General features: G+C 69.9%; 8 protein-coding genes. 7 read left to right on the forward strand and 1 reads right to left on the reverse strand.

The window, feature by feature from the left end; all coding sequences use genetic code 11:
* Positions 1-699 precede the first annotated feature (699 nt).
* The 4 genes from H0H10_RS31185 (at position 700) to H0H10_RS31200 (ending at position 4,499) form a co-directional block, all read left to right on the forward strand.
* Complete coding sequence (locus H0H10_RS31185; protein WP_188184493.1) at positions 700-1,377, forward strand: PadR family transcriptional regulator; 678 nt, start codon at positions 700-702, stop codon at positions 1,375-1,377.
* Between the two features lie 44 nt (positions 1,378-1,421).
* The gene (locus H0H10_RS31190; protein ID WP_188184494.1) at positions 1,422-2,504 is read left to right on the forward strand and encodes an inositol-3-phosphate synthase; all 1,083 of its coding nucleotides are present in this window, start codon (positions 1,422-1,424) and stop codon (positions 2,502-2,504) included.
* A gap of 78 nt (positions 2,505-2,582) precedes the next feature.
* Positions 2,583-3,845, forward strand: coding sequence for an MFS transporter (locus tag H0H10_RS31195; RefSeq protein WP_188184495.1), 1,263 nt, complete (start codon positions 2,583-2,585; stop codon positions 3,843-3,845).
* A 123-nt stretch (positions 3,846-3,968) separates the two neighbouring features.
* On the forward strand, positions 3,969-4,499 hold the full coding sequence (locus H0H10_RS31200; protein WP_188184496.1) for an LppU/SCO3897 family protein: 531 nt from the start codon (positions 3,969-3,971) through the stop codon (positions 4,497-4,499).
* 104 nt (positions 4,500-4,603) lie between these two features.
* Here H0H10_RS31200 and H0H10_RS31205 read toward each other — a convergent pair whose 3' ends face one another.
* Positions 4,604-6,049 (reverse strand): CCA tRNA nucleotidyltransferase, encoded by a 1,446-nt coding sequence (locus tag H0H10_RS31205; protein WP_188184497.1) that lies wholly within the window; start codon positions 6,047-6,049, stop codon positions 4,604-4,606.
* Positions 6,050-6,260: 211 nt separating this feature from the next.
* Here H0H10_RS31205 and H0H10_RS31210 point away from each other — a divergent pair, with 211 nt between their 5' ends.
* The 3 genes from H0H10_RS31210 (at position 6,261) to H0H10_RS31220 (ending at position 12,975) form a co-directional block, all read left to right on the forward strand.
* The gene (locus H0H10_RS31210) at positions 6,261-8,642 is read left to right on the forward strand and encodes a DUF6049 family protein (protein WP_188184498.1); all 2,382 of its coding nucleotides are present in this window, start codon (positions 6,261-6,263) and stop codon (positions 8,640-8,642) included.
* A gap of 44 nt (positions 8,643-8,686) precedes the next feature.
* A complete protein-coding gene (gene murJ / locus H0H10_RS31215; protein WP_188184499.1) occupies positions 8,687-11,113 on the forward strand; it encodes a murein biosynthesis integral membrane protein MurJ in 2,427 nt (808 codons plus the stop codon).
* Between the two features lie 140 nt (positions 11,114-11,253).
* Positions 11,254-12,975, forward strand: a complete 1,722-nt coding sequence (locus H0H10_RS31220; protein WP_188184500.1) for a protein kinase family protein — start codon at positions 11,254-11,256, stop codon at positions 12,973-12,975.
* Positions 12,976-12,992 lie beyond the last annotated feature (17 nt).

Consider the following 12,992-nt stretch of genomic DNA (forward strand, 5'->3'; position numbering starts at 1 on the left):
CGCACGGCCCCGTCCGGGTCCGGTCGGGCCGCCGGGAGCGGCACGCCGGCCTCCGCGTCCCGGCTCGGCCGCTCTGCGGCGGCCGCCTCCACGCTGCGCCGCGCGCCGGGCTTCGGCGCGACCACCGTATGGACGGCCCTCGTCTCCAGGACCGTACGAGCCCGACTCATAGGAGCCGGACGGAGTCCCTGTGGCGCCTCGCGGTGCCGCGCGGCGGCCGGAGGACGAGCCGGACTGGCCGCGTCGGGCCGCGGCACGTCCGCCTCCCTGCGGCGGCGGCGGTTTGCGACGGTGCTCGCTCATCGAACGACTACTCCTCGGGCAGGCGCACCTCTGCGCGCCTGGAAACGGCGGCTGATTTCCGGTCCCCCCGAAGTACGGATGTGGTCCCTTCCACATTCACCCGTACTGCACCGGGGACGAGGACGCCCCCCGGGCGTCACTCGGTTCCCGGTGGTGTGCATGGCGCACAGACTACGCACCGCCAAAACCCCCGAGCCCCGAAGTTCACCTCAAATCAGGCAACTTGCTTCCCATGAATCGGTGATGTGACCCCGTTCACCAGTTCCCCTCTTGTCGCATGCCGGAGGCCGTTCTATCGTCGTGATGTATCGAGTCGATACATCAGTGCGGCATAAAGACCAGGACGACACCGTCACGGCACCCGCCGCCACGGGCCGCGGCAGAGAGGAGGCGACGATGAGCCGGCGTTCCGGAATCCTCGAGTTCGCCGTACTCGGCCTGCTCCGCGAATCCCCGATGCACGGCTATGAGCTGCGCAAACGGCTCAACACATCACTGGGCGTGTTCCGGGCGTTCAGCTACGGGACGCTGTACCCGTGCCTCAAGACGCTGGTCGCCAACGGCTGGTTGATCGAGGAACCGGGGACCACCGCCGAGGCCGCCGCTCCCCTCACGGGCCGCCGAGCCAAGATCGTCTACCGGCTGACGGCAGAGGGTAAGGAGCACTTCGAGCAGCTCCTGTCGCAGACCGGCCCCGACGCGTACGAGGACGAGACCTTCGCCGCTCGCTTCGCGTTCTTCGGTCAGACGTCGCGCGACGTACGCATGCGCGTACTGGAGGGCCGACGCAGTCGGCTGGAGGAGCGCCTGGAGAAGATGCGCGCCTCACTGGCCCGCACCCGGGAGCGCCTCGACGACTACACGCTTGAGCTCCAGCGCCACGGAATGGAGTCCGTGGAGCGCGAAGTGCGCTGGCTGAACGAGCTCATCGAGAGCGAGCGGGCGGGACGGGACCTGCGGGGTTCCGCCTCCGAGGGGACCGCTCAACAGGACACCACACATGGAGCGACGGGCGGCCTGCCCCGGCCGGGGGACGACTCCCGGCCGGATACGCCCGGCGACACCGCCACGTGAGCGCCCAGTCAGGGCCTCACTCGTACACACAGGGAGCAACCGGAATGGGTTCGGTTCGCGTAGCCATCGTCGGCGTGGGCAACTGCGCCGCATCGCTGGTGCAGGGCGTCGAGTACTACAAGGACGCCGACCCGGCGTCCAAGGTCCCGGGCCTGATGCACGTCCAGTTCGGCGACTACCACGTCCGTGACATCGAGTTCGTCGCCGCCTTCGACGTGGACGCCAAGAAGGTCGGCCTGGACCTCGCGGACGCCATCGGCGCCTCCGAGAACAACACCATCAAGATCTGCGACGTGCCGAACACCGGCGTCCAGGTCCAGCGCGGCCACACCCTCGACGGTCTCGGCAAGTACTACCGCCAGACCATCGAGGAGTCCGCCGAGGAGCCGGTCGACATCGTCCAGGTCCTCAAGGACAAGCAGGTCGACGTCCTCGTCTGCTACCTGCCCGTCGGCTCCGAGGACGCGGCGAAGTACTACGCCCAGTGCGCCATCGACGCGAAGGTCGCCTTCGTCAACGCCCTCCCGGTCTTCATCGCCGGCACCAAGGAGTGGGCGGACAAGTTCACCGAGGCGGGCGTGCCGATCGTCGGTGACGACATCAAGTCGCAGGTCGGCGCGACCATCACGCACCGCGTCATGGCGAAGCTGTTCGAGGACCGGGGCGTCATCCTGGACCGCACGATGCAGCTGAACGTCGGCGGCAACATGGACTTCAAGAACATGCTCGAGCGCGAGCGCCTGGAGTCCAAGAAGATCTCCAAGACGCAGGCCGTCACCTCCCAGATCCCCGACCGGGACCTCGGCGAGAAGAACGTCCACATCGGCCCGTCCGACTACGTCGCCTGGCTGGACGACCGCAAGTGGGCCTACGTCCGCCTGGAGGGCCGCGCGTTCGGCGACGTCCCGCTGAACCTGGAGTACAAGCTCGAGGTCTGGGACTCCCCGAACTCGGCCGGCGTCATCATCGACGCCCTGCGCGCCGCGAAGATCGCCAAGGACCGCGGCATCGGCGGTCCGATCCTGTCGGCGTCGAGCTACTTCATGAAGTCCCCGCCGGTCCAGTACTTCGACGACGAGGCCCGCGAGAACGTCGAGAAGTTCATCAAGGGCGAGGTCGAGCGCTGAAAGCCTCGGACTGAAGTCCGCTGAGGGTCCCCCGGGTCACCTGACCCGGGGGCTTTCCCGTATGTGAGGCTGTGCCCCATGGCCGTCGTCCGTGACCTGCGCGTCCTGCTGCGCCTGAAGGGCTTCCGGCGCCTGCTCGCCGTACGCCTGCTCTCCCAGGGCGCCGACGGCGTCTACCAGACCGCGCTCGCCACCTACGTCGTCTTCTCGCCGGAGAAGCAGACCTCGGCCGCCGCGATCGCCTCCGCCATGGCGGTCCTGCTGCTGCCGTACTCCCTGGTGGGCCCCTTCGCCGGCGTCCTGCTGGACCGCTGGCGCCGCCGCCAGGTCTTTCTCTACGGCAACCTGCTGCGCGCCCTGCTGGCCTCGGTCACGGCCGTGCTGATGGTCGCCTCCGTACCGGACTGGCTCTTCTACGTCTCCGCCCTGTGCGTCACCGCCGTCAACCGCTTCGTCCTCGCGGGTCTGTCCGCCGCACTGCCCCGCGTGGTCGACGCCGAACGCCTGGTCATCGCCAACTCCCTCTCCCCGACCGCCGGGACACTGGCCGCGACGGCGGGCGGTGGCCTCGCGTTCGTCGTACGTCTGGTCATCGCCGACTCCGACGCCGCCGTGGTGCTGCTGGGCGCCGCCCTGTACCTGTGCGGGGCACTGGCGTCGCTGCGCATGGCCGTGGAACTGCTGGGGCCCGACCGCGCGCTGGTCCGGCCGAGGCTCGCCGCGGCACTCGTCGGCACCGCCCGGGACCTGGTGGCGGGGGTGCGTCATCTCGCCGAACCCACGCGCCGGGGGGCGGCCTGGGCGCTCGCCGCCATGACGCTGATGCGGTTCTGCTACGGCGCCCTGCTGGTCATGCTGCTGATGCTGTGCCGCTACGCCCTGACCTCGGACAGGGACGAGGGGCTTGCCCTGCTGGGGCTGGCGTTGGGCGTGTCAGGCGCCGGCTTCTTCGCCGCCGCCGTGATCACGCCCTGGGCGGCGGGAGTACTCGGCCCCGTCCGCTGGATGGCCCTGTGCGCCGCGGTCGCCGCCGTACTGGAACCGGCTCTCGGCCTGCCGTTCACCACCGTGCCGCTGCTGGCCGCGGCGTTCGTCCTGGGGCTGGCGACCCAGGGATCCAAGATCGCGACCGACACGATCGTGCAGTCCTCGGTCGACGACGCCTTCCGCGGCCGGATCTTCTCCGTCTACGACGTGCTGTTCAACGTCGCCTTCGTCGGCGCCGCCGGAGTGGCCGCGCTGATGCTGCCGCCGGACGGACGGTCGGTTCCGCTGGTCGTCTCGGTCGCTGTGATCTACGGAGCGGTTGCCCTCGCTATGGCACGGTTTGCCCGTCAGTAAGTGTCACATCAATGCCACAGAGTCCCACCGGACTACAGAGATGTCAGCGGGGACCGATAGCTTACGTGCGTCTTATTCGCGCCATGTTCGCGTCACGCAGCTATTTTCCAAGGGGGACCCCCAGTGACCACTCCGCCGCCCCAAGGCAACCCGTTCGCCCAGGGCCAGCCGCAGGCTCCGCAGCAGCCTTACGGGCAGAACCCCTACGCGCAGGGTCAGCCTGGCTTCCCCCAGCAGCCCGGTCAGCCCGGTCAGCCCGGCTTTCCCCAGCAGGGCGCTCCTTACGCCCCGGTTCCGCCGCAGCCGGCCCGCCGCAAGCTCAGCTTCAAGACGATCAAGAACATCGTCATCGCCGTGATCGTCGTCGGCGTGGCCATCGGCGGTTTCATCGCCAGCCGGGACGACGCCAACACCGCTGCGGTCGGCGACTGCATGCACCGCGGCAGCACCGACGACAACAACCCCGATCTCGAGGTCGTCGAGTGCAGTGACGCGAAGGCCCAGTACGTGGTGCTGGCCAAGGTCGAGGGTTCGTACTCCGCTCTCACCGCCGAGAGCAAGTGCGAGGAAGAGGCCAAGGACTTCCAGTACTCGTACACCGAGAGCGGTGACGGCAGCGACTTCCTGCTCTGCCTGAAGGACTACAAGAAGTAAGGCGGACGCTCAGACGCCCGAGGGGGCGGTGTTTCACGTGAAACACCGCCCCCCTCGGCGCGTGTCGGGTCATGTTTCACGTGAAACATGACCCGACTCCCGGCTCACCCCTCCTGCTCGGCCCACCAGACCTTCAGGGCCGCCACCGCCTCGTCGTGCTCCATCGGGCCGTTCTCCAGGCGCAGCTCCAGCATGTGCTTGTACGCCTGACCGACGGCCGGACCGGGCCGGATTCCGAGGATCTCCATGATCTGGTTGCCGTCGAGGTCCGGGCGGATCGCGTCCAGCTCCTCCTGTTCCTGAAGCTTCGCGATCCGCTTCTCCAGCCCGTCATACGCACGTGAGAGCGCGGCGGCCTTCCGCTTGTTGCGGGTCGTGCAGTCCGAGCGGGTCAGCTTGTGGAGACGGTCGAGCAGGGGGCCGGCATCCCGTACGTACCGGCGGACGGCGGAGTCCGTCCACTCGCCCGTGCCGTAACCGTGGAACCGCAGGTGCAGTTCGACCAGGCGCGAGACGTCTTTCACCAGGTCGTTGGAGTACTTGAGCGCGGTCATGCGCTTCTTCGTCATCTTCGCCCCGACCACTTCGTGGTGGTGGAACGAGACCCGGCCGTCCTTCTCGAAGCGGCGCGTGCGCGGCTTTCCGATGTCGTGCAGCAGCGCGGCCAGGCGGAGGGTCAGGTCGGGACCCTCGTCCTCCAGGGCCATCGCCTGCTCCAGGACGATGAGCGTGTGGTCGTAGACGTCCTTGTGCCGGTGGTGCTCGTCCCTCTCCAGACGCAGGGCCGGCAGCTCGGGCAGGACCCACTCGGCGAGGCCGCTGTCCACCAGCAGCGTCAGTCCCTTGCGCGGGTGAGCGGAGAGGACCAGCTTGTTCAGCTCGTCCCGCACCCGCTCGGCCGAAACGATCTCGATACGCCCGGCCATGTCCTTCATGGCCTTCACGACCTCCGGAGCCACCTCGAAGTCGAGCTGCGCGGCGAACCGCGCGGCCCGCATCATCCGCAGCGGATCGTCCGAGAAGGACTCCTCGGGGGTGCCCGGGGTACGCAGCACCCGCTGAGCGAGGTCGTCGAGCCCGCCGTGCGGATCGATGAACTCCTTCTCCGGGAGGGCGACGGCCATGGCGTTCACGGTGAAGTCCCGGCGGACGAGGTCCTCCTCGATGGAGTCGCCGTAGGAGACCTCGGGCTTGCGCGAGGTGCGGTCGTAGGCCTCCGACCGGTAGGTGGTCACCTCGATCTGGTAGCCGTCCTTCTGCGCCCCCACCGTGCCGAAGGCGATCCCGACATCCCAGACGGCGTCCGCCCAGGGCCGGACGATCTTCAGGACGTCCTGCGGGCGGGCATCGGTGGTGAAGTCCAGGTCGTTGCCGAGCCGGCCGAGCAGCGCGTCCCGGACCGAGCCGCCGACCAGGGCAAGAGAGAACCCGGCCTCCTGGAATCGGCGGGCGAGGTCGTCGGCGACAGGGGCGACCCGCAGCAGTTCACTCACCGCGCGGTGCTGCGCCTGGCTCAGGGCACTGGGGTTGACTTCGTTGGCGTTCGGCACAACAGAAAAGGGTACGTGGCCCGAGCGGCCGCGGGCTCCCCCGTTCATCGTGCACCGGAGCGCTCCCTTTTATAGGGGCATATACGGGACAGCACAGCGTGAGTCCCCGATCTTGTGGAGCACTCCGCGGCACTTCCCCTCGGCGCGCATCGTTACCATGCGTGGACGCACATTCCGAGACCACTGACGACGACGAGGGACGGGCGAGCGCGTGGCCGAGGCGGCAGACTTCCAGGGGACCAGTCCCTCACCTGCCCGCCGGTGGCTACGGCGCACCACGGCACTGATCGCCGGTGTGCCCCTGCTGGCCGGTCTGCTCCAGCTGCCCGCGGCAGACCCCGCACACGCCGACGGCCGGGCTGCCCCGGCCGACTCCGACTCGGGCAGGGTGGCCGTCGCCGTCGACTCGCTCAGCCCCGCCGCCCCCAGGGACGGCGACACGGTCACCGTGTCGGGCACGGTGACGAACAACGGCAAGCGGACGATCACCGACGCCCACGTGGGCCTGCGTGTGGGTCCCCCGCTGAACACCCGCTCGGCCATCGACGCAGTTGCCAAGAACAGCGACGGACTCCAGGAATCCCTCGGCTCGGCGATCGACGACAAGTACATCGAGAAGTTCTCCAAGCTCACCCCCGGCGTCGCCGAGCACTTCAACATCTCCGTCCCCGTCAGTGAGCTGGACCTCGGCCAGGACGGCGTCTACCAGCTGGGCGTCGCACTCTCCGGGCAGACGTCCGCACAGCCCTGGGAGCAGATCCTCGGCATCCAGCGGACCTTCCTGCCCTGGCAGCCCGACGGGGCCGGCACCAAGACCAGGACGACGTTTCTGTGGCCGCTCGTCTCGACCACGCACATGGCGGCCGAGACGGGACCGAACGAACAGCAGACGCCGGTCTTCCTCAACGACGACCTGGCCAAGGAGATCTCTCCCGGTGGCCGCCTGAACCAGATGGTGACGCTGGGCAAGGACCTCGACGTCACCTGGGTCGTCGATCCCGACCTGCTCGCCTCCGTCGACGCGATGACGCGCAGCTACCAGGTCCGTGACGGGGACGAGACCACCAACGGCACCCACCAGGCGGTCGCCAAGCAGTGGCTCGCCGAGCTGCAGGACGCGGTGGCCGACAAGGAGGTCGTCGCCCTGCCCTTCGCCGACCCCGACCTGGCGTCCCTGGCCCACAACGGCACGGACATCACCGGCTCGCTCAGCCAGCTCAAGGACGCCACCGACGTCGTCGCCAACACGGTCGAGCCCATCCTCCACGTGAAGCCGAGCACCGACTTCGCCTGGCCCGTGGACGGCGCCGTGGACCGGTCGATCGTCAAGGTCGCGACCTCCGCCGGCGCCGACAAGGTGATCGCCCGCAGCGACAGCCTCCAGGAGAGCAGCGGCCTGTCGTACACACCCTCCGCGGCCCGCCCCATCGGCGGCGGCACGACGGCGGTCGTCGCGGACGCCCGGCTGTCCAGGGCGTTCGAAGGCGATCTGACGAGGGCCTCCGCGTCCACACAGGCGGTACAGCGGTTCCTCGCCCAGAGCCTGACGCTCGGCCTGCAGACCGGCAAGGAACGCAGCATCGTCGTCGCCCCGCAGCGCATGCCCTCCGGCAGTCAGGCCCGGGCGATGGCCGAGGCGCTGACGGCCCTGCAGGGCGGCACCTGGTCCGAGTCCCAGGATCTGACGGCTGCCGCCGCGGCCAAGCCGGACCCGAACGCCTCCACGAGGGTCCCGGGCGGTTCCTCCTACCCGTCCTCGCTGCGCAAGAAGGAGCTGCCCCGGTCGGCGTTCCAGCAGATCGCGGAGACGCAGGGCAAGCTCGACAACTTCAAGGTCGTCCTGTCGGACCCGTCCCGGGTGGTGACCCCCTTCGGGCGGGCCCTGAACCGCGGGATGTCCACCTCCTGGCGCGGCCGGGCCACCGAGGCGAGTTCCTTCCGCGACGGCGTCGAGACCTACCTCGACGGACTGACCAGCCGGGTCAGACTGATCGACAAGTCGGAGACGAAGCTCTCCGGCCGCAGCGCCACGATCCCCGTGACGGTGCAGAACAACCTGGTACAGGACGTCGGCCCCCTGGTGCTGCGGCTCACCTCCACGAACCCCACGCGCCTCGAGATCGACGGGGCCGCCTACCAGGAGCAGCCGGTCTCCGTCTCCGGCGGCCACAGCCAGTCGGTGAAGTTCACCACATCGGCCAACGCCAACGGCCGGGCCACGGTGATCGCCCAGCTCTACACGATGGACGGTCGGAAGTACGGCGCCCCCGTCACCTTCGACGTGAAGGTCACCGAGATCACGGCCACCGTGATGCTGGTCATCGGCGGCGGTGTCCTGCTGCTCGTCCTCGCCGGATTCCGCATGTACACCCAGCGCAAGCGGGCCGCCACCCGCGAGAACGAGAAGGGCGATCCGGAGACGGACGACGTCACGGACGGCCCGGAGAACCCGGAGAACCCCGACGAACGTCCCCAGCAGGAGTCCGAGCAACGCTCCCGGGCAGGCGACCCGGAGCAGCCGAGTGACCCGGCCCCGGACACCGCAGCGGAAGAAGGCGACCCGTCCGGCACGGGTGAGAGAGTGGACCGTTGAGGATGTCGTGGCCGGTGGGCCCGGGACGATGAGGTGGGGTAACCATGAACGCGCCGTACGACGGTGACCGCGGCCAGGCCGCGGGCGGCTCGGGGCACCCCGAGGGCCAGCCGCCCGAGCACGGCCAGACGCCGCAGCAGCCGCCCGCGGACATGTACCTCCAGGACGCCTACGACCAAGACCCCTACCGGGCGCACGACCTCTCCGCTCAGGACCCGGTCTCCGAGGCGCTCTACGACCGCGCCGCGCACCCTCCGCCGCCTCCGGGCACCTACCCGCCGCAACAGCCCCTCTACGCGCAGCCGCCCCAGTCGCCGCACGCCCCCGACCCGCGGGTCTGGGCGCAGCCTCCGGCGCCCGAGCCGGAGGGGCCGACGCAGTACCTGCCGTACGGCGACGACCCGCGGACGACCCAGTTCGTCGGGGTGGACGACCTGGTCACCCAGGCCGGCGAGCAGCGTCACGAGCCGGACGCCTTCGCGCACCTCTTCCGGGACCAGCAGCAAGGCGGTGGCCACCCGGCGTACGACGACTCCCTGTCGGTACCCGGCCCCTCCGCGGCACCGGGGCAGTACGGCGGAGCGCCGGCGCCCGGCCAGTACGGCGCAGCTCCCGGACCGGACCAGTACGGCGGGCCGTACACGCCGGGTCAGTACGGAGGCGCCCAGGCGCCCGGCCACTACGGTGACGCCCAGGCCCATGGCCACTACGGCGCTCCGGCACCGGGACAGCACGCGGCGCCCGCACCGGGCCAGTACGCGACCGCCCCGACTCCGGAGGCGGCCGAGGCTCCGCTCCAGGAGCCGGAGCCCGCGCCGGCGGCCACCGCCCCCAAGAAGGGCGGACGGGCGGGGGGTCTGCTGAAGTCCAGTGCCCTGATGGCGGCGGGCACGATGGTCTCCCGCCTGACCGGGTTCATCCGATCGGCGATGATCGTCTCGGCGCTGGGACTCGCCCTGCTGGGCGAGTCCTTCCAGATCGCTTACCAGCTGCCGACGATGATCTACATCCTGACCGTCGGCGGCGGCCTCAACTCGGTGTTCGTCCCCCAGCTCGTCCGCGCCATGAAGGAGGACGACGACGGCGGCGAGGCCTTCGCCAACCGGCTGCTCACGCTGGTGATGGTCGCCCTCGGCGTCCTGACCGCACTCGCCATGCTCGCGGCGCCGCTGCTGGTCCGCGCGCTGTCCAACCCGGTGGCCTCGAACCCGGCGGCCAACGACGCCGCCGTCACCTTCACCCGGTACTTCCTGCCATCCATCTTCTTCATGGGCATCCACGTGGTGATGGGGCAGATCCTCAACGCCCGCGGCCGCTTCGGCGCGATGATGTGGACCCCGGTCCTGAACAACATCGTCATCATCGTCGCCCTCGGCGCGTTCATCTGGGTGTACGGCACCGCCGCAAACTCCGGCATGACCGTCGACAGCATCCCGCCGGAGGGCGAGCGGCTGCTCGGCGTCGGCGTCCTCCTCGGCCTCGTCGTCCAGGCGCTGGCGATGATCCCCTATCTCCGGGAGACCGGGTTCAGGCTGCGGCTGCGGTTCGACTGGAAGGGTCACGGCCTCGGCAAGGCGGCGATGCTCGCCAAGTGGACGATCCTCTTCGTCCTCGCGAACCAGGCCGGCGCCCTCGTCGTCACCCAGCTGGCCACCGCGTCCGTCGCGGACACCAGCATCTCGGGCACGGGGTACAGCGCCTACGCGAACGCCCAGCTGATCTGGGGCCTGCCGCAGGCCATCATCACCGTGTCGCTGATGGCCGCCCTGCTGCCCCGCATCTCGCGGTCGGCGGCCGAGAACGACGTCGGCGCGGTCCGCGACGACATCTCCCAGGGTCTGCGCACGACGGCCGTCGCGATCGTGCCGGTCTCCTTCGGCTTCGTCGCGCTCGGCGTCCCGATGTGCACGCTGATCTTCGGCTCCTCGGGCACCGGCCCGGCCACCAACATGGGCTACATGCTGATGGCCTTCGGCCTCGGCCTCATCCCGTACTCCGTGCAGTACGTCGTCCTGCGCGCGTTCTACGCCTACGAAGACACCCGGACGCCCTTCTACAACACGGTCATCGTGGCCCTCGTCAACGCCGGTGCCTCGGCCCTGTGCTTCTTCCTGATCCCGGCGCGCTGGGCCGTGGTCGGCATGGCGGCCTCCTACGGACTGGCCTACGTGATCGGCGTCGCCGTCGCCTGGCGCCGGCTGCGCAAGCGGCTCGGCGGGGACCTGGACGGCGCCCGCGTCATGCGCACGTACGCCCGCCTGTGCATCGCATCGGTACCGGCCGCACTGCTCAGCGGGGCAGCCTGCTACGGGGTCACCAAGACACTCGGCCAGGGCGTGCTGGGCTCGTTCGCCGCGCTGCTGGCCGGCGGCCTGATCCTGCTCGGCGTCTTCTACGTCGCCGCCCGCCGCATGCGCATCGAGGAGGTCAACTCGCTCGTCGGCATGGTCCGCGGACGCCTGGGACGTTGATACCGGGGGTAGGCGCACAACCATCGTCCGCCTCTGTGTGTCGTGCATAGCGGCGGACTGTGGGCACAATTGGTTTCGGCGTCGGACGGCGCGCAACGGGTGTCGGCCGGCGCGCATCGAATGGGGAGGCAGGAACGACGGTGGCGGAACGGAGCACAGCTGCCGTCGACGTGGCAGACAACAGCGGCGAGGAGTCGCTGACCGCACAGGCGGACCAGTCCACGGCCGACGGGGTGGCCAACAACCGGGAGCGGGACACGGACAGCGACGAGGGACAGGGAAGCGCCAAGAGCGAGGAATCCGGCAAGGCCTCGCCCCCCGAACTGCACAGCGGGCACAAGCTCGCCAGACGCTACCGCCTCGAGGAGTGCGTCACCCGTCTGGACGGATTCAGCAGTTGGCGGGCCGTCGACGAGAAGCTCCGCCGGGCCGTCGGCGTCCATGTCCTCCCCGCGGACCACGCGCGGGCCCGCTCGGTGCTGGCCGCGGCCCGCTCCTCCGCCCTCCTCGGCGACCCCCGCTTCGTGCAGGTGCTGGACGCCGTGGAGGACAACGACCTCGTCTACGTCGTCCACGAGTGGCTCCCCGACGCCACCGAGCTGACAGCGCTCCTCGCCTCCGGCCCGCTGGAGGTGTACGAGGCCTACCAGATGGTCAGTCAGGTCGCGTTCGCCATGGCGGCCGCCCACCGCGAGGGACTCGCCCATCTGCGCCTGAATCCCAACGCCGTGCTGCGCACGTCGACCGGCCAGTGGCGCATCCGGGGACTCGCCGTGAACGCCGCGCTGCGCGGCATCAGTTCGGACACTCCGCAGCGCACCGACACCGAGGCCATCGGCGCGCTGCTGTACGCGGCGCTCACCCAGCGCTGGCCGTACGAGAGCGACGCCTACGGCCTGTCCGGCCTGCCCAAGGACATCGGTCTGATCCCGCCCGACCAGGTGCGCGCCGGTGTCCACCGCGGTCTGTCCGAGCTCGCCATGCGCGCTCTCGCCAACGACGGCGCCACCGCCTCCCGCCACGAGTCTCCGTGCACCACGCCGGAGGAGCTGGTGAAGGCGATCGGCGAGATGCCCCGCATCCGCCCGCCGGAGCCGGCCTTCACCGCCCCGCCGGAGTACCAGCGCACGACGTACCAGCAGGGCACGTACGGCCGCCCGGCACCGCGCCCCGGCGCCACCCAGCCGGTACCGGCCCCGCCGCCCCCGCTGCAGAGCCGCACGGGCAAGGCACTGAAGTGGGGCGTCTCCGCCCTGCTGATCGCCGCGCTCGGCCTGGGCAGTTGGCAACTGGCGGACGCCCTCATGGAACGCGGCGGCAAGGCCGACGACCAGAACCAGACACAGACGACCGACGGCAACGACAAGAACGACAAGCAGGTCAGGCCGGCCAAGCCGATCGCCGTCCAGGGCGCCCAGGAGTACGTCGCCAAGGGCGACGCCCAGGCCCCGGGGGACGTGGCCAAGACCTACGACGGAGACGCTTCGACGTACTGGCGTACCAAGAGCTTCGTCGACGGCCCGGAGATGAAGCCCTCCTTCAAGCCCGGTGTCGGCATCGTCTACGACCTCGGATCGGCCCAGACGGTCTCGTCCGCGTCGATAGGGCTCCGGTTCAGCGGGGACCACACCACGGCCACGCTGTACGCGGCGGACTCGCTCAGCCCCGCCGGCCCCGTCGACTCGATGCAGAAGCTCGGAACCACGACCACGACCGGCAGCTCCGCCACGGTGAAGGTCAGCAAGCCCGCGAAGACCCAGTACGTTCTGGTCTGGTTCACAGCCCTGCCGTACGCACCGGGTGACGGGTACAGCAATGCCGGATACAAGCAGGCGATCACCGACGTGACGTTCAAGGGCTGACAGCCCGCCGAACACAG

This window comes from Streptomyces griseicoloratus (assembly GCF_014534645.1).
Classification (GTDB): Bacteria; Actinomycetota; Actinomycetes; order Streptomycetales; family Streptomycetaceae; genus Streptomyces; species Streptomyces griseicoloratus.

What these genes read in the sequence shown, in the direction of transcription:
- H0H10_RS31185 (WP_188184493.1), top strand. Translation starts at nt 700, where the DNA reads ATGAGCCGGCGTTCCGGAATCCTCGAGTTCGCCGTACTCGGCCTGCTC.
- H0H10_RS31190 (WP_188184494.1), top strand. Translation starts at nt 1,422, where the DNA reads ATGGGTTCGGTTCGCGTAGCCATCGTCGGCGTGGGCAACTGCGCCGCA.
- H0H10_RS31195 (WP_188184495.1), top strand. Translation starts at nt 2,583, where the DNA reads ATGGCCGTCGTCCGTGACCTGCGCGTCCTGCTGCGCCTGAAGGGCTTC.
- murJ (WP_188184499.1), top strand. Translation starts at nt 8,687, where the DNA reads ATGAACGCGCCGTACGACGGTGACCGCGGCCAGGCCGCGGGCGGCTCG.